This window comes from Shinella kummerowiae, assembly GCF_009827055.1.
In the GTDB taxonomy this organism is placed as follows: domain Bacteria; phylum Pseudomonadota; class Alphaproteobacteria; order Rhizobiales; family Rhizobiaceae; genus Shinella; species Shinella kummerowiae.
The window spans coordinates 88226-104530 of record NZ_WUMK01000010.1; the positions used below are offsets into that span (position 1 = coordinate 88226).

A 16305-nucleotide genomic window follows, 5' to 3' on the forward strand; every position below is an offset into this window, starting at 1 on the left:
GTGCGGAAAACCGCACAAGATGCAACAGTCGTCTTACGGGGTGAAAAAATAATCATATATTTACAATCGGTTACAAGCCATCGCGTGGTCTGGCACGCCCCTTGCTGAACATGTTCCAGTTTCAGCAAGTCACCCCGGGAAGAGCCGGTTTCCGGTTGGGGTGCGAATGGAGGAAGCCATGCACATTTCGTCTGTCGACACGCAACCGCGTGCTCCCCTGCCTTTCTACCGCCATCTCTATTTCCAGGTGATCGTCGCCATCGTCGCCGGCATGCTGGTCGGCCATTATTATCCGGAGTTCGGCGCCAGCCTGAAACCATTCGGCGATGCCTTCATCAAGCTCGTCAAGATGATTATCGCGCCGGTGATCTTCCTGACGGTCGCCACCGGCATTGCCGGCATGTCGGATCTGAGGAAAGTCGGTCGCGTCGCCGGCAAGGCCATGATCTACTTCCTCACCTTCTCCACGCTGGCGCTGGCCATCGGCATGCTGGTCGCCAATGTGGTGCAGCCGGGTGCCGGCATGCATATCGATCCCGCCTCGCTCGACGCCAATGCGGTGGCGACCTATGCGAGCAAGGCGCATGAATCGACCATCACCGGCTTCTTGATGAACATCATCCCGCAGACCATCGTCGGCGCCTTCGCGGAAGGCGACATCCTGCAGGTGCTGTTCTTCTCGGTGCTGTTCGGCATCGCGCTCGGCATGGTCGGCGAGCAGGGCAAGCCGGTCGTCGATTTCCTTCAGGCACTGACGAGCCCGATCTTCCGGCTGGTCGCCATCCTGATGAAGGCGGCGCCGATCGGCGCTTTCGGCGCCATGGCCTTCACCATCGGCAAATACGGCATCGGCTCGGTCGCCAACCTCGCCTTCCTGATCGCCACCTTCTACATCACCTCGCTTCTCTTCGTCTTCGTGGTGCTGGGCGCCGTCGCCAGATACAACGGCTTCTCGATCCTCGCGCTCATCCGCTACATCAAGGAGGAACTGCTGCTCGTTCTCGGCACCTCGTCCTCCGAAGCGGCACTGCCGGGCCTGATGCAGAAGATGGAAAAGGCCGGCTGCAAGCGCTCGGTCGTCGGCCTCGTCATTCCCACCGGCTATTCGTTCAATCTCGACGGCACCAACATCTACATGACGCTCGCAGCCCTCTTCATCGCACAGGCGGTCGATATCCCGCTGTCGTTCGGTGATCAGCTGCTTCTTCTCCTCGTCGCCATGCTGAGCTCGAAGGGTGCCGCCGGCATCACGGGCGCCGGCTTCATCACGCTTGCCGCCACGCTTTCGGTCGTGCCCTCCGTGCCGGTCGCCGGCATGGCGCTGATCCTCGGCATCGATCGTTTCATGTCGGAATGCCGCGCGCTCACCAACTTCGTCGGCAACGCCGTCGCCACCATCGTCGTCGCCCGCTGGGAAAACGAACTGGACGAGGCGAAGTTGAAGGAAGTGCTGGGCGGCGCCGCACCGGAAACGCTGATCGAGGAACCCGTTCTCCAGCCGGCTGAATAATCATCCGGCCGGCAAACGCACCAGTACGAGGCGCCGCTCTCCGTGCGGCGCCTTTTTGTTTGCGCCAGTCGCTACCCGCCGTCGGCTCGTGGTGCTATTGCGCGGCGAACATCGGCCCGCCCTTGTGAGCGGGAAAGCCGTAACCGTTAATCATGACCAGATCGATGTCGCCGGGTCGCGTGGCGACCCCCTCCGCGAGCAATGCTTTCCCCTCATCGACCATGGCCATGAGCAGACGATCCATGATTTCCTCTGCCGTAAAAGCGCGCGGAACGATGTCTTTCTTCACCCGCGCCGCGTCGATCAACGCCGTCACGACGGGATCGACCATGCGTTCGCCGTTTGCGTAGGTGTACCAACCGAGGCCGGTCTTGCGGCCAAGACGACCAGCCTCGCACAGTCTGTCGGCGATCTCGACATAGCGCTCCGCCGGGTCGCGGGCTGCAGCCTGTCGCTTGCGGCGCGCCCAGGCGATGTCGAGGCCGGCCATGTCATTGACGGCGAAAATGCCCATCGGAAAGCCATAGGCCTCAAGCGCGGCATCGATCTGGTACGGCAGGGCGCCATCCTCGAGCATGAACTCCGCCTCGCGGCGATAGGCAGAGAAGATGCGGTTGCCGATGAAACCTTCGGTGACGCCGCAGACCACGGCTAGCTTGCCGAGGCGTTTGACGAAAGCGAGCGCGCTGGCCAGCACATCGGGCGCGGTTTTCGCGCAATCGACGACCTCCACCAGCCGCATGACATTGGCCGGCGAGAAGAAATGCAGGCCGACCACCCGGGACGGATCGGCCGTGGCGGCCGCAATCGTATCCGGATCGAGATAGCTCGTATTGGTCGCCAGAATGGCGCCCGGCGCCACGATGCCGTCGAGCGTGCGAAACAGCGCCGTCTTGACGGAAAGATCGTCGAAGACGGCTTCCACGACGAGGTCGGCGGTCGCAAGGTCCTTCGCCTCGGCGGTCGTTTCCAGCCGGGCAAGGCATGCATCGCGTGCCTCCGCCGTCAGACGCCTGGATTGCACGGCCTTGTCGAGAAGGCCGGCGATGCGCTCGTGTCCACTGGCCGCGGCCTCGCGAGTCTGCTCCAACGCGACGACGCGGTAACCGCTGGTCAGCGCCGAGACAGCAATGCCGGAGCCCATCAGCCCGGTGCCGACCACCCCGACGGTGTCGATCCGCCGCGGCGCCACATCGGCGAGCGTTTCGACCTTGCCGGCGGCGCGCTCGGCGAAAAAGACGTGCCGCAGGGCCGCCGATTCCGTGGAATCGCGCAAATGCAGGAATGTGGCGCGCTCCTCCGCCAAGCCCTGTTCGAGGCCGAGGCTGCCTGCGGCCCTCACAAGGCGAACAGCCTCAGCGGGGGCGGACTGGCCGCGGCTCTTGGCAATGATCTTTGTCGCCGCCATGTCGATAGCGGCGCTGTCCGCGGCGGGAACATTCATCCCGCCGGTGCGGCGAAGCGGTCGCCCAGCATTGTCACGCACGGCCGCAACGGCCGCCGTGAGAGGGTCGGCAACGACGGCATCGGCGAGGCCGAGCGCTAAGGCTTCGTCCGCCTTTGCCGCCCGCCCCGTTCCGATGAGGTCGATGGCTGCAATCGTGCCGATCAGGCGCGGCAGCCTCTGTGTTCCACCGGCACCGGGAACGATGCCGAGTTTCACCTCCGGCAGGCCGAACGTGGCGGTCTCGCCGGCAATGCGCCCATGGCAGGCGAGCGCGACCTCGCAACCGCCGCCAAGTGCTGCACCGTTCACGGCGCAGATTACGGGTTTATCGAAAGCCTCGATCCGGTCGATCACGTCAGGCAGCGACGGCCCGACCGGGGGCGTGCCGAACTCTCGGATATCCGCCCCGCCGATAAAGGTGCGGCCTGCGCCCGAGATGACAAGCCCGACGATATGCGATGCGTTGACAGTGTAATCCAGCGCTGCGACCAGCCCGGACCGGACATGCACCGAGAGGGCGTTGACGGGCGGATTGTCGATGGCAACGACGAGCACGCCGCCCTCCAGGCGGGCAGAAACACTCTGCGAAAATCGCATCTCGGCCATTGCGGCAAGCCTCACTCTGGGACGACCGCGGTGGCCTGGATTTCGATCTTGGCGCGATCCTCTACCAGTGCGACCACCTGCATCGCCGCCATCGCCGGATAATGCCTGCCGATGGTCTCGCGGTAGGCCTGGCCAATGCCGCGCAGGTTGCCGAGATATTCCTGCTTGTCGGTGAAATACCAGGTCATCGTGGTGATGTGATGGGGCTCGGCGCCGCCTGCCGCGAGCACGGCGACGACGTTCTTCAGTGTCTGGCGCACCTGTTCCACAAAATCGTCGGTCTCGAATTCGGAGCGCTCGTTCCAGCCGATCTGGCCGCCGACGAAAAATGTGCGGCCCGTTGCCGCCACGCCGTTGGAATAGCCGATGGGCTTCGCCCAGCCTTCAGGTTGCAGGATGGTGTGCATGGGGCGTCTCCAGATGAGATGTCAGTGCGGTGCGAATATCGTCCGGCCAAGGAAGCGAGGCGTGGCTGTCGAGCGAGGTGGCGACGATGCGGTGTTTGGCGGTCCAGAGCTCAATGCCCCGCGCCGACACCGTATGCTCCATGTCGAGTGACGAACGGCCGATGCCGTGCACCGCGAGCGCGAAATCCAGTTCGTCGCCCTGAAAGCCTGGGCGGCGGAACGTGAGGTCGAGGCGCACCGTCGGCACGCCGATGCGCCGCTCGTCGGTCATCGCCTTCCAGGGAAAACCGAGTGAGGCGAAGAAATCCTCCAGCACGCCCACGAGGATGTTGAGATAGGACGGGAAGTAGGCGATCCCCGAAGGGTCGCAATCCCCGAACCGCAGCGGCTTTTTGGTCGTGTACACGATGGCCTGCCCTCCTATCGCGCCGAGCTCTTCATCAGCTCGCGGCCGATGATGAGCTTTTGCACTTCCGTCGCGCCCTCGTAGATGCGCAGTGCCCTGATCTCGCGGTAGAGCCGCTCGGTGATCTCGCCGGAGCGCACGCCGCGGCCACCGAAAAGCTGGAGCGCCTGGTCGATGACCCACTGCGCATTTTCCGTCGCCGTCATCTTCGCCATCGCCGCTTCACGCGTCGTCGACAGCTTCTGCACATCGCGCTTCCACGCGGTGCGGCATGTCAGCAGCGCCGCGGCATCGATGGCGGTCGCCATCTCGCCAAGCGTGCTTTGCGCTGTCGGCAGATCGGCCAGCGTCGCGCCGAACATCTTTCGGTTTTTGGCGTGCGACACCGCTTCATCGAGTGCGCGGCGCGCGAAGCCGGTGGCGGCGGCGGCGACCGATGGGCGAAAAATGTCGAGCGTGCGCATGGCGATCTTGAAGCCTTCGCCGGGGCTTCCGAGAAGCTGTGTTGCCGGAATGCGGCAATTGTCGAAACGGATGCGGGCGAGTGGATGCGGTGCAATCGTCTCGATGCGCTCGGCAATCGTGAAGCCTGGCGTATCCGCGAAGACGACGAAAGCGGAAATGCCGCGCGTGCCGGGCGCCTCTCCGGTGCGGGCGAAGACCGTGTAGACATCGGCAATGCCGCCGTTCGAGATCCAGGTTTTTTCACCGTCGAGCACGAAATCGTCGCCGTCGCGGCGCGCCGCACAGGCAAGGGCAGCGACATCCGATCCGGCCTCCGGCTCGGAAAGCGCAAAAGCCGAGATCCATTCGCCGGTCGCGACCTTGGGCAGGATGCGTTCCTTCAGCGCCTGCGAGCCGGAAAGGCTGATCGCGCCGGTGCCGAGCCCCTGCATGGCGAAGGCGAAGTCGGCGAGGCCATCGGCATAGGCAAGCGTCTCGCGCGCAAGGCAGAGTGCCCGGCTGTCGATCTCCTCGCGCGCACCGCCGAACGCTCCTGGCACGCAGTGGCGAAGAAGGCCAGCGGCACCAAGGGCTCCCACCAGCTGCCGGCAGGCGGCATCGACATTGCTGTGATCGACGTCGTCGAGGCCGCCACGGGCAATGAAACCGTCAAGCTCGGCCGCAAGGGTGCGATGGCTCTCGTCGAAGAACGGCCAGTCGAGGTGATCGCGTGTCGGCGTCTTCGGGTCGGCGTGCATGGTCAGTTCCCCTCGAAGACCGGCTTCGTCTTGGCGGCAAAGGCGTCGAAGGCGCGACGGAAATCGCCGGTCGCCATGCAGATCGCCTGCGCCTGCGCTTCCGCCTCGATCATCTGGTCGATGCCCATCGCCCATTCCTGATCGAGCATCTTTTTCGTCATGGCATGGGCGAACCACGGACCATCGGCGATCGTGCGGGCAAACTTTTGCGCTTCGGCGAGCAGCGTATCGCGCTCGTGCACGGCATTGTAAAACCCCCAGGCATGGCCTTCCGCCGCCGTCATGACCCGTCCGGTGAAGAGCAACTCGGCGGCACGGCCCTGGCCGATGATGCGGGGGAGGATACCGCAGGCGCCCATATCCGCACCGGCAAGCCCGACACGGGTGAACAGGAACGCCGTCTTCGCCTCCGGTGTTGCGATACGGAAATCCGCGGCCATTGCCAGAATGGCGCCGGCACCGGCGCAAATGCCATCCACGGCCGCGATGATCGGTTGCGAGCAGGCGCGCATCTGGCGCACCAGTTCGCCGGTCATGCGGGTGAAGTCGAGAAGATCCGGCATAGCCATGCGCGTCAGCGGCTCGATGATCTCGAACACATCCCCGCCGGAGGAGAAATTGGCCCCGGCGCCGGTCAGCACGACCACGCGGATATCGCTGGCGCGCGAAAGTGCCCGGAAGAGATCGCCAAGCTCTTCATAGCTTTCGAAGGTCAGCGGGTTCTTCTTGTCCGGGCGGTTGAGCGTGATCGTGGCGACGCGGCCGTCGGCATCCGTTTCGAACAGGAAGTGTTTTGCCTCATGACCCTTGAAGGGACGTTTCTTGGCCTGCATGGGGTTCGTCATGTCGTCTCTCCTCACAGGATTTCGCCGCCGGCGACCGCGATGGCCTGGCCGGTGATCGCAGTCGCCTTTTCCGAGACGAGCCAGGAAATGGTGTGGGCCACCTCGCCGGGTGTCACCAGCCGGCCCTGAGGATTGGCGCGGGCGAGGGTAGCGCGGGCGTCCTCGCGCGAGCGGCCGGTCTTCTCGCTGATCGTGTCGAGCGCGCCATCGATGAGCGGCGTGTCGGTGAAACCCGGGCAGACGGCATTGACGGTCACGTCGCTACGCGCCAGCTCCAGTGCCAGCGCCCGCGTCAGACCGATGACACCATGTTTGGATGCGCAATAGGCCGAGACATAGGCGTAGCCGGTAAGGCCGGCGGTGCTGGCGACATTGACGATCCGGCCGTTCCCGGCCCGGCGCACGGAGGCGAGTGCGGCCTGCGTCACCAGAAAGACGCCCGTCAAGTTGATGGAAAGGACCCGTTGCCAGAGCGCCAGGTCGGTTTTCTCGAAAGGCGCGGACGGCGCCTCGCCGGCACAATTGACGAGGACCGCAATATCGTCGGCTTGCGCGATGGCGCCGGCGATCCCGCGTTCTACCGACCCGGCATCGGTCACGTCGAAACCGTGGTGAACGAAGGCCTCTCCGCCTGACGCACGGATTTCATCGCGCACGGCCTCCAGCGGGGCTGCGCGCCGGCCTGCAAGGCTCACGGTATGGCCATCGGCTGCGAGGGCAAGCGCTATCGCCTTGCCAATGCCGCTGCCGGCGCCTGTGACGAGAGCGTGCCGTCTGCTCATGACTTGCCCGCCGTCGTTGCCGCACGGGCGAGGTTATTCACATATTGCCCGCGGGCGGAATGGTACTGTTTTGGCCAGGGCTGGGCGTCATAGCCGATCTTCGCCGCCTCGTGCAGGACGAAGGAGGGGTCGGCCAGATGCGGGCGGGCGACGGCGCAGAGATCCGCACGGCCGGCTGCGATGATCGAATTGGCGTGGTCGGCCTCGGAAATCGCCCCAACGGCAATGGTCGGCACCTGGATCTCATTGCGGATCTTGTCGGAGAACGGCGTCTGGAACAGGCGGCCATAGACCGGCTTTTCCTCCTTCACCACCTGGCCGGAGGAGCAATCGATCATGTCAGCGCCGGCCTCCTTGAACATCCGGGCGAAAATCGCCGCGTCCTCCGGCGTGTTGCCGCCTTCGAGCCAGTCATGCGTCGACAGGCGCACCGAGATCGGCTTGTCCTCGGGCCACACCTTGCGGATGGCGTGGAACACTTCGAGCGGGAAGCGGGCGCGGGCCGCGTGCTCGCCGCCGTAGCCGTCGGTGCGCCGGTTGGTCAGCGGCGACAGGAAGCTCGACAGCAGATAGCCGTGCGCGGCGTGCAGTTCGAGGATATCGAAGCCGAGATCACGCGCCCGTTCGGTCGCCTGCACGAAGTCGTCGATGACGCGGTCCATATCTTCTCGGGTCATTTCACGCGGCGTCTGGGAATGGGCGAGATAGGGTAGCGCGGAAGCAGACATCAGCGGCCAGCCGCCCTCCGCAAGCGGCTGGTCGATCCCCTCCCAGGCCAGCTTCGTGGCGCCCTTGCGTCCCGCATGGCCGAGCTGGATACCGATCTTGGCCGGCGTCTGATGGTGGACGAAATCGACGATGCGCTGGAAGGCCTGTTGCTGATCGTCGTTCCACAGGCCAAGGCAGCCGGGCGTGATGCGGGCATCGGGCGACACGCAGGTCATTTCGGGGAAGACGAGGGCGGCACCGCCCATGGCGCGCGCGCCGAGATGCACGAGGTGGAAATCGCCCGGCACGCCGTCCGTCGCCGAATACATCGCCATCGGCGACACCACGATGCGGTTGCGCAGCGTCAGGCCACGGAGTTTGAACGGTGTGAACATCGGCGGCGGCACCGTGCCGTTTGCCGCAGGCTCCGCGCCCGCCTGTTCGGCGAACCAGCGCTCGAAACCTTCAAGCCAGACCTTGTCGCGCAGGCGAAGATTCTCGTGGCTGATGCGCTGCGAGCGGGTCAGCATCGAATACATGAACTGCTCGGGCTCCAGCGTATCGGCATAACGCGTGCCGACGACCTCGAACCATTCCATGGCGTTGCGCGCGGCATTCTGGATGCGGGCGACGTCGACGCGGCGCACGTCTTCGTAAGCCGCGAGCACGGCGGAGATTTGCGCCTTGTCGTGGCCGAGCCTGTCGAATTGACGGGTCAGCTCGATCGCATCGTCGATGGCGAGCTTGGTGCCCGAGCCGATGGCGAAATGGGCGGTATGAGCGCTGTCGCCCATCAGCACGACATGGCTGTTGCCGTTGAAATGGCTCCACTTCTCGCAGATCAACCGGCCGAAGTTCAGCCAGGCCGAGCCGCGCTGATGCCGCGCATTGGTCATCAGCGAATGGCCGTCCAGCGTGCCGGAAAAGAGCTTTTCGCAGAACTCGATGGACTGTTGCTGGTCCATCCGGTCAAGGCCATGGGCCTTGTAGACGTCGTCCGTCGTCTCGACAATGAAGGTCGAGGTCGTGTCGTCGAAGCGATAGATATGCGACTGGAACCAGCCGTGCTCTGTGCGCTGGAAATCGAAGGTGAAGGCATCGAACAGCTTGTTGGTGCCAAGCCAGATATAGCGGTTGGGCCGCACGACCATGTCGGGTTGGAAGACTTCGGCATATTTGTTGCGGATGCGCGAATTGACACCATCCGACGCGATGATGAGATCCGCATCGGCAAATTCCGCCTCGCTTTCCACATCGCGCTCGAACAGCAGTTCGACGCCGAGTTCCAAGCAGCGGTCCTGCAGGATGTTGAGCATCTTCCGGCGGCCGATGCCGACGAAGCCGTGGCCCGTCGTGCGGATCTTGCGGCCCTTGAAGACGAGTTCGATGTCGTCCCAATGGTTGAAGGAGACCTCGATCGCCTCCGCCGTCTCCGGATCCCATTGGCGCATCGACTGCATGGTGGCATCGGAAAAGACCACCCCCCAGCCAAATGTATCGAATGCGCGGTTGCGCTCGACGACAGTGATCTGGTGTTCCGGGTGCTGGCGTTTCATGAGCAGCGCAAAGTAGAGACCGGCAGGCCCACCACCGATACAGACGATCCGCATGTCGTTCTCCTCCCGAGGTCCGGCTGCGCGTGTCGCTGTCAAGACGCTGGGCGTCTCGGACTGCGGGAAGCAAGGTGGACCCGTTCGAAAGAAATTTCAAGCTTAAAATTGTTTTGGGCGTGCCGATGTCGTCCAGCCGACGCTCTAAGCGGGGCCGACCCGTCTCAAGCGGACATCAGAAAGGACGAGAGGGCGCCTCAGGCACCCTTGGCGAGGGACGCGACGATAGAGCGTTTAAGCTTGGCAAGCTCATCCATCAGCACGCCGCCATCGTTCGGTGCCAGGCCGGCGAAGAGGTCCGAGATCCAGTCGGCATGGCGGGCCGCCATTTTCTCGAATTCGCCACGGCCGAAGGGGGTAAGCGCGATGATCTGCACGCGTCGGTCGGTCGGCAGCGTCGTGCGACTGAGATGCCCGCTCTCGGTCAGCCGCTCCACCAGAACCGTGATATTGCCCGGCGAGACCATCATGCGCTTGGAGACTTCGCCGAGCACCATGCCATCCGGCGCACGTTCGAGCTGGGCCATCAGGTCGAAGCGCGGCAGGGTCGAATCGAATTCTTCCCTCAACCGCCGCCGCACCTCGCTCTCGACCAGGGTCGAACACGTCAACAGGCGCAGCCACAGCCGAAGCTCGGCGCGGTGATCGTGCGGAGCCTCCAAGACCTTGGTTTCGCCATCCAGCCAATCCGGCGCGATGTCGAACGTGTCGTCACCCGTCATTGCAAATGCCCGCTTTCTATCCCGTCACCTTGTCTTTTAGAGATGTTTCCAGCGCTTGGACAGGCCGGACCGTCGCGCCGTCATTTCGGCAGTTGCGTGCGCGGAACGGGCAGGGCGCCACCGCCGTCTTCGGATTGCACATAGACATTGACCGTAAAGCCGATGTGGTCGGCCATCAGCGCCTGCGCGTGGCTGGCGTTCCGGTCGAGCGCGGCCTCCATGAGTTCCGTGTGGTGCTCGATCGCCATGGCGTCGCGCAGCGCGGCAACCGCCTCCTCATACCCCTCGCTCCTGCCTTCGGCGGCCCGTATCGCCGGGGCGAGGCTGAGGAACCGGTGATGCCGGCGGAGCTGGTCGGAAATGGTCGCCTGAAACCGCAGGAGCCAGGTCGACCGCGCCGCACTGATCAGCGCCGCATGGAAGGCGGTGTGCTTCTCATCCCACTCGTCGATCTCGCTTTCGGTCGCGGTCTCGACGACGAGTTTGCAGCGCGACAGCCGATAATGCGCCGTGACGACCGCGGATTCCCAGTCGCTGCCGCCGTTTTCTATCGCCTCAAGGAGAAGCGGGACTTCGACGACCAGACGCGCGCGGGTGAGATCCTCAAGCTCCTCGCGCGAGACCGGCGCCACGGCAAAACCGCGATTGCTGATTGCGGTGACAAGCCCCTCCGCCTCCAGGCGCGACAGCGCCTCGCGGAGCGGGGTCCAGCCGAGCTCGTAGCGGTCGCGCAACGCGCTGAGCTTCATCGGCGCGCCGGGCCTCAGCCGCGTCGCGAGAATGTCGCGCCGCAGAAGCCGGTAGGCGGATTCGGTTTTGGTCGATTGCCCCTGATCTTGCATCACGTTCCCTTAACGCCTGCACCCGATGGACACAAATATATATAGTTTGTCGCTGTCTTCAAAACTATATATATTTATTTGACAAGAAAGCCCTCCATCGCCATGATCCTCGCAAGCCGCTGAGGAACGGCGGCCGCTTGTCATCTCTGGGAGGATTTCATGAGCAGCCTTAAGAAGAACTGGATTTCCGGACTGTTGGTCGCCGGCGCCCTCGCATGGGGCGCGGGAACAGCGGTGGCCGAGCCCATCCGCATCGGCATCGCCAATTTCGGCGAACATCCGCAGCTCGCCGCATCGATCGCCGGCTTCAAGAAGGCTTTGGCGGAAAACGGCTTCGTCGAGGGAACCGACGTCGTCTACTCCGAGAGCCACACCAATTTCGACGCCTCGCTGGTGCCGCAGATGATCGCCAAGCTCCAGGCCGAACAGCCGAAGCTGATCTATACGATCACCACGCCCGTCTCGCAGATCGCCAAGAAGGCGCTTGCCGGCTCCGGCATTCCGGTGGTCTTCTCCGCCGTCACCGACCCGGTGGCCGCCAAGCTGGTACCCTCCTGGGAGGCCGGCGACGAGGGAATGACCGGGGCGACGGATCTTCAGGACGTCGCCGCCGTGATGGAATTCACCCACAAGCTGCTGCCGAATGCCAAGCGCTTCGGCGTGCCCTACAATCCGGGCGAGGCGAACGACGCGGCACTGCTGGAAAAGATCAAGGAAGCGGCCCCCGCGGCTGGCTTCGAGGTGACGGACGTCGGCATCGACAATGTCAACGACATCCAGCAGCGCATCGCCTCCTTCGCCGGCAAGGCCGACGTGATCTATACGCCGGCGTCCAACCTGCTCCAGCCGGCGATCGCGGCCGTTTCCGCCGCCGCGCGCCAGGCACAGATCCCGATCGTCAATTCCGATGACGGTGCGGTGCGCGATGGCGTCGTTCCGGCAAGTTTTGCCGTGAACTACGAGCAGGTCGGCCTTGCCGCCGGCAAGATCGCCGCGGAAATCCTCAAAGGCAAGGACCCGAAGTCCATCGCTCCCTGGCGCCCGGCCTATGAGGACCACAAGCCGCTGATCTCGAAGAAGACGCTCGCCGCCTTCGGTCTCGACGTGCCGGCGTCACTTGCCGATTGCGGTTGCCTGATCGACTGATCTGCGAACCGGTGGCGGCGCACCAAGCGCCGTCACCCAACAATAAAGGGGGAAGCCAATGCTGGAAATCCGGTCAGCCCGCAAGGTGTTCTACAAGGGGCAGGCAGACGAGAAGACCGCCCTCAACGATCTCAATCTGCGCCTCGAAACCGGTGAATTCGGCGTCGTCATCGGCTCGAATGGTGCCGGCAAGAGCAGCATGCTCAACGCCATTTCCGGGGCGCTCGTCCTCGATACGGGCAAGGTTCTCATCAATGGCGACGACGTGACAGCCATGCCCGTGCACAAGCGCGCCATCCGGCTCGCCCGCGTGTTCCAAGACCCGATGAAGGGCACGGCCGCCTCGATGACGGTGGCGGAAAACATGCTGCTCGCCGATCTCAGGAGCAACAGGCGCACACTCCGCCGCGGCCTCAATCCCGTGCGGCTGGCGTCCTACAAGGAGCGCCTCTCGCTGCTGGGCCTCGGCCTCGAAAACCGCCTCGACACACGGGTGGAGCTGCTTTCCGGCGGCCAGCGGCAATCGTTGTCGCTGATCATGGCGGTCGGCGGTTCGCCGGAATTGCTGCTGCTCGACGAGCACACCGCGGCGCTCGATCCGCGCACCGCCGACATCGTCATGCAGGCGACGATCCGCGCCGTCGAGGCCCTCAAGCTGACGACCCTGATGGTGACGCACAACATGCAGCACGCCGTGGATTTCGGCCACCGGGTCATCATGCTCGATGCCGGCCGCGTGCGCCTGGAAATCGCCGGCAGAGAAAAGGCCGCGATCACGGTCCCCGACCTGATCGGCCATTTCTCCGTCAAAACCGACCGCATGTTTCTGGCGAGCTGACGATCATGGATTTTCTTCAAAACACCCTCGCGAGCTTCATCGCCCTCGTTCCCGTCACGCTGGCACAGAGCCTCATCCTCGCCTTCGTCGTGCTCGGCATCATGATCCCCTTCCGCATGCTGAGCTTTCCGGACCTGACCAGCGAAGGGGCATTTCCACTCGGCGGCTGCGTCTGCGGCGTGCTGATGGCCGCCGGCATGGCGCCGCTCCCGGCGATCCTGATTGCGCTCATTGCCGGTTTCGTCGCCGGCTGCTGCACGGCCTTCATCCATCTGCGCTTCCGCATCCACACCCTGCTCGCCGGCATCCTGATGATGACGATGCTCTACTCGATCAACCTTCGCATAATGGGCCGCTCGAACCTCTCGGTCTTCGGCTCGACGACGGTGTTCGACTGGGTGCCGTTTCTCCAGCCCGGTTTTCCGGCGAGCAAGATCGTCATGGCGGGCACAATCGGCCTCCTCGTCTTCGTCCTGCTGCTCTATTTCTTCCGCACCGAGAAGGGCACGGCCGTCCGCGCAGTCGGCGCCAATCCCGATATGGCCGAGGCGCAGGGCATCAATGTCTGGCTCGCGACCATTGGCGGTGTCGGGCTTGCCGGCGCCTTTTCGGCTGTTGGTGGCGCGCTGATGGTGCAGTCGCAGGGCTTTGCCGACGTCAATATGGGCCTCGGCATCCTGATCAACGGGCTAGCCGCCCTGATGATCGGCGAGGCGATCGTCGGCAAACAAAGCGTGCCGCGCCAGCTCGCCGCGCCCTTCGTCGGCGCCATCGTCTATTACCAGCTCGTTTCCTTCTGCCTCGCCGCCGGCATGCCGCCGCCGGACCTGAAGCTGGCGACCGGCCTGTTCGTTCTGGCCATGCTGGCGCTGCCAAGTCTCAAGCGCAGCCGCGGGCCGGCCGCCGCCCGCGAAACCGTTCGTGAATAATCCAAGGACCATCCGATGACTGCACTTCCCGATTTCACCCGGATCGAGGCCATGGATGCGGCCGATGGGCTGCGTTCCATGCGCGAGCGCTTCATCCTGCCCTCTGGCCTCATCTATCTCGACGGCAATTCCCTCGGCGTCGCCTCGCATGCCGCCTTCGCCGAACTGCAGAAGGCGGCGACGGAAGAATGGGGGCAGAACCTCATCCGCAGTTGGAACACCGCCGGCTGGTTCGACATGCCGCTGGCGCTGGGCGACCGCGTCGGACGGCTGATCGGCGCCGCCGCCGGCCAGACGGTCGTCTGCGACACGACGTCGATCAACATCTACAAGGCCCTGCATGCGGCGATGGCACTGCGGCCAGACCGCTCGGTCATCGTCAGCGAAGGCGGCAGTTTTCCGACGGACATCTATATGGCCGAGGGCGTGGTTTCGACACGTCCCGGTGCATCGCTCCGTCTCGAAGGTGTCGACGCACCAAGCATCGAAGACCTCATCGACGGCACTGTCGCGGTGGTTCTCGTCAACCACGTCAACTACAAGTCAGGCGAGTTGCGCGACATGGCGGCGCTGACGCGGAAGGCTCACGAGCACGGTGCGCTCGTCATCTGGGATCTTTGCCACACGGCCGGCGCGCTGCCGGTCGATCTCGACGGCGCGAATGTCGATTTCGCCGTCGGCTGCACCTACAAGTACCTGAATGGCGGCCCAGGCGCACCGGCCTTCATCTATGCCGCCGAGCGGCACCATGGCGATATCAGCCAGCCGCTCAGCGGCTGGTGGGGTCATGCCCGGCCCTTCGCCTTCGAAAAGCATTATGCCGCCGGTGAAGGCATCCGCCGCTTCCTGTGCGGTACACAGCCGATCCTGTCGCTTCGCGCATTAAAGGGCGCACTCGACATCTGGGACGAAGTCGACATGGCCGCCCTGCGCGAAAAGAGCCTCGGCCTCACCGATCTCTTCATTGCGCTCGTCGAAGAAAAATGCGCCGGCCATGGCCTCGAACTGGAAAGCCCGCGCGACCGCGCAAAACGCGGCAGCCAGGTGTCGTTCAGCCACCCGAACGCCTATGAGATCATGCAGGCATTGATCGCTCGCGGCGTCATCGGCGATTTCCGCGCCCCCTCGACCCTGCGCTTCGGCTTCACGCCGCTCTATGTCCGCTATGCGGATGTGTGGCAGGCGGTGGTGATCCTCGAAGACATTTTGCGCACCGGCGCATGGCAGGACGCGCGTTTTGCCGTCCGTGCGGCCGTGACCTGATTTTGCGACTGCGGGCGGCGCGCTGTCCGCAGCCTCTCATCCTCAAAGGATATCAGGGGGATTTTCGCCATGACGACACCACGCCGCCCGACCCTCGACGAGATCACCGAGGCACGCATACGCATCGCGCCCCACCTGGCCCGCACGCCGCTCGTCAAGCTCGATCTTGGCCTCCCGGACCGAACGATCTTCCTGAAGCTGGAAACCTTGTCGCCGATTGGTGCCTTCAAGCTCCGGCCGGCGCTGAACGCCGTGTTGTCACGTGATCGCTCGGCCCTCGGCAACGGCGTCGCCGTTACCAGTTCCGGCAACATGGCCTATGGCATGGCCTGGGCCGCGCGGCGCGCCGGCGTCCCGATGGTCGCCTATATGTATCGCGGGGCGCCGCAGACCAAGATCGATGGGGTGCGTGACCTTGGCGGGGAGGTGCGTTTCATCAGCGCGCAAACCTGGTGGGATTACATTGTCGCTGCGGATCGGCCAGATGCGCCGGAATTGCTGATCAACCCGGTGACCGACCAGGCGGTGCTGGCCGGCAATGGTTCGATCGGCATGGAAATCGTCGAGGATCTGCCTGACGTCGATACCGTGCTTACACCCTATGGCGGCGGCAGCATGACCACCGGGGTTGCAAGCGCGCTGAAGGCCGTATCGCCGCGGGTGCGCGTCTTTGCGGTCGAGGACGACAGCGCCGCTCCGGTTGGCGCCGCCCTTGCAGCCGGCAAAATCGTCACGGTGGAAACCCGTCCGTCCTTCATCAAGAGCATCGGCGGCCCGTCGCTGGTGCCGCAGCTCTGGTCCGTCGCACGCGCTTTGATCGACGGTGCCATCGCCGTCAGCCCCGCCGAGGTGACCGAGGCGATGCGGCTTTTGTTCAGGAAGGCGAAGGTCGTCGCAGAGGGGGCGGGTGCCGCATCTCTTGCTGCCGCGATGGCACGACCCGATCTGACGGGAAATATCGTCTGCGTCATCTCCGGCGGCAATATTGATGCGGAGGCCTATTCCGTGGTGCTTGGCGGCGGCGTTCCGGCCGCCTGAGCAA

General features: G+C 64.3%; 15 protein-coding genes. 6 read left to right on the forward strand and 9 right to left on the reverse strand.

Going from position 1 to position 16305, the window contains the following annotated elements; translation table 11 throughout:
- Positions 1 to 178 precede the first annotated feature (178 nt).
- The gene (locus GR138_RS24105) at positions 179 to 1510 is read left to right on the forward strand and encodes a dicarboxylate/amino acid:cation symporter (RefSeq protein WP_160861821.1); all 1332 of its coding nucleotides are present in this window, start codon (positions 179 to 181) and stop codon (positions 1508 to 1510) included.
- Between the two features lie 94 nt (positions 1511 to 1604).
- Here GR138_RS24105 and GR138_RS24110 read toward each other — a convergent pair whose 3' ends face one another.
- The 9 genes from GR138_RS24110 to GR138_RS24150 form a co-directional block, all read right to left on the reverse strand.
- Positions 1605 to 3563 carry a 3-hydroxyacyl-CoA dehydrogenase NAD-binding domain-containing protein gene (locus tag GR138_RS24110; RefSeq protein WP_160861822.1) on the reverse strand — a complete coding sequence of 653 codons (1959 nt, stop codon included), beginning with the start codon at positions 3561 to 3563 and terminating at the stop codon, positions 1605 to 1607.
- 11 nt (positions 3564 to 3574) lie between these two features.
- Positions 3575 to 3970, reverse strand: coding sequence for a RidA family protein (locus GR138_RS24115; protein WP_160861823.1), 396 nt, complete (start codon positions 3968 to 3970; stop codon positions 3575 to 3577).
- Positions 3948 to 4379, reverse strand: a complete 432-nt coding sequence (locus tag GR138_RS24120; RefSeq protein ID WP_160861982.1) for a thioesterase family protein — start codon at positions 4377 to 4379, stop codon at positions 3948 to 3950. Before GR138_RS24120 ends, GR138_RS24115 begins: the two co-directional genes overlap by 23 nt.
- 11 nt (positions 4380 to 4390) lie before the next feature.
- A complete protein-coding gene (locus GR138_RS24125) occupies positions 4391 to 5578 on the reverse strand; it encodes an acyl-CoA dehydrogenase family protein (protein ID WP_160861824.1) in 1188 nt (395 codons plus the stop codon).
- A gap of 2 nt (positions 5579 to 5580) precedes the next feature.
- Complete coding sequence (locus GR138_RS24130) at positions 5581 to 6423, reverse strand: enoyl-CoA hydratase family protein (RefSeq protein WP_160861825.1); 843 nt, start codon at positions 6421 to 6423, stop codon at positions 5581 to 5583.
- Positions 6424 to 6434: 11 nt separating this feature from the next.
- Positions 6435 to 7205 (reverse strand): SDR family NAD(P)-dependent oxidoreductase, encoded by a 771-nt coding sequence (locus GR138_RS24135; RefSeq protein WP_160861826.1) that lies wholly within the window; start codon positions 7203 to 7205, stop codon positions 6435 to 6437.
- Positions 7202 to 9523 (reverse strand): bifunctional salicylyl-CoA 5-hydroxylase/oxidoreductase, encoded by a 2322-nt coding sequence (locus GR138_RS24140; protein WP_160861827.1) that lies wholly within the window; start codon positions 9521 to 9523, stop codon positions 7202 to 7204. The genes GR138_RS24135 and GR138_RS24140 overlap by 4 nt, the downstream gene beginning before the upstream one ends.
- Before the next feature lie 197 nt (positions 9524 to 9720).
- The gene (locus GR138_RS24145; RefSeq protein ID WP_160861828.1) at positions 9721 to 10245 is read right to left on the reverse strand and encodes a MarR family winged helix-turn-helix transcriptional regulator; all 525 of its coding nucleotides are present in this window, start codon (positions 10243 to 10245) and stop codon (positions 9721 to 9723) included.
- Positions 10246 to 10325: 80 nt separating this feature from the next.
- Positions 10326 to 11087: a GntR family transcriptional regulator gene (locus GR138_RS24150; RefSeq protein WP_160861829.1), complete on the reverse strand. Its 762-nt coding sequence runs from the start codon at positions 11085 to 11087 to the stop codon at positions 10326 to 10328.
- A 159-nt stretch (positions 11088 to 11246) separates the two neighbouring features.
- Here GR138_RS24150 and GR138_RS24155 point away from each other — a divergent pair, with 159 nt between their 5' ends.
- The 5 genes from GR138_RS24155 to GR138_RS24175 all read left to right on the forward strand — a co-directional run bounded on the left by GR138_RS24155 (position 11247) and on the right by GR138_RS24175 (position 16301).
- Positions 11247 to 12233: an ABC transporter substrate-binding protein gene (locus GR138_RS24155; protein WP_160861830.1), complete on the forward strand. Its 987-nt coding sequence runs from the start codon at positions 11247 to 11249 to the stop codon at positions 12231 to 12233.
- Between the two features lie 58 nt (positions 12234 to 12291).
- Positions 12292 to 13071 carry an ABC transporter ATP-binding protein gene (locus tag GR138_RS24160; protein WP_160861831.1) on the forward strand — a complete coding sequence of 260 codons (780 nt, stop codon included), beginning with the start codon at positions 12292 to 12294 and terminating at the stop codon, positions 13069 to 13071.
- Positions 13072 to 13076: 5 nt separating this feature from the next.
- A complete protein-coding gene (locus tag GR138_RS24165) occupies positions 13077 to 14000 on the forward strand; it encodes an ABC transporter permease (protein WP_160861832.1) in 924 nt (307 codons plus the stop codon).
- Between the two features lie 15 nt (positions 14001 to 14015).
- Entirely contained in the window at positions 14016 to 15263 is a 1248-nt protein-coding gene (kynU, locus tag GR138_RS24170; protein ID WP_160861833.1) for a kynureninase, read from the forward strand.
- A 69-nt stretch (positions 15264 to 15332) separates the two neighbouring features.
- Positions 15333 to 16301, forward strand: a complete 969-nt coding sequence (locus GR138_RS24175; protein ID WP_160861834.1) for a threonine ammonia-lyase — start codon at positions 15333 to 15335, stop codon at positions 16299 to 16301.
- Positions 16302 to 16305 lie beyond the last annotated feature (4 nt).

Bases quoted from the DNA above. Each gene is read 5' to 3' on its own strand.
- GR138_RS24145 (WP_160861828.1), bottom strand. From the start codon at position 10,245: ATGACGGGTGACGACACGTTCGACATCGCGCCGGATTGGCTGGATGGC.
- GR138_RS24160 (WP_160861831.1), top strand. From the start codon at position 12,292: ATGCTGGAAATCCGGTCAGCCCGCAAGGTGTTCTACAAGGGGCAGGCA.
- GR138_RS24115 (WP_160861823.1), bottom strand. From the start codon at position 3,970: ATGCACACCATCCTGCAACCTGAAGGCTGGGCGAAGCCCATCGGCTAT.
- GR138_RS24110 (WP_160861822.1), bottom strand. From the start codon at position 3,563: ATGGCCGAGATGCGATTTTCGCAGAGTGTTTCTGCCCGCCTGGAGGGC.
- GR138_RS24175 (WP_160861834.1), top strand. From the start codon at position 15,333: ATGACGACACCACGCCGCCCGACCCTCGACGAGATCACCGAGGCACGC.
- GR138_RS24135 (WP_160861826.1), bottom strand. From the start codon at position 7,205: ATGAGCAGACGGCACGCTCTCGTCACAGGCGCCGGCAGCGGCATTGGC.
- kynU (WP_160861833.1), top strand. From the start codon at position 14,016: ATGACTGCACTTCCCGATTTCACCCGGATCGAGGCCATGGATGCGGCC.
- GR138_RS24105 (WP_160861821.1), top strand. From the start codon at position 179: ATGCACATTTCGTCTGTCGACACGCAACCGCGTGCTCCCCTGCCTTTC.
- GR138_RS24125 (WP_160861824.1), bottom strand. From the start codon at position 5,578: ATGCACGCCGACCCGAAGACGCCGACACGCGATCACCTCGACTGGCCG.
- GR138_RS24165 (WP_160861832.1), top strand. From the start codon at position 13,077: ATGGATTTTCTTCAAAACACCCTCGCGAGCTTCATCGCCCTCGTTCCC.
- GR138_RS24140 (WP_160861827.1), bottom strand. From the start codon at position 9,523: ATGCGGATCGTCTGTATCGGTGGTGGGCCTGCCGGTCTCTACTTTGCG.
- GR138_RS24155 (WP_160861830.1), top strand. From the start codon at position 11,247: ATGAGCAGCCTTAAGAAGAACTGGATTTCCGGACTGTTGGTCGCCGGC.
- GR138_RS24130 (WP_160861825.1), bottom strand. From the start codon at position 6,423: ATGACGAACCCCATGCAGGCCAAGAAACGTCCCTTCAAGGGTCATGAG.
- GR138_RS24150 (WP_160861829.1), bottom strand. From the start codon at position 11,087: ATGCAAGATCAGGGGCAATCGACCAAAACCGAATCCGCCTACCGGCTT.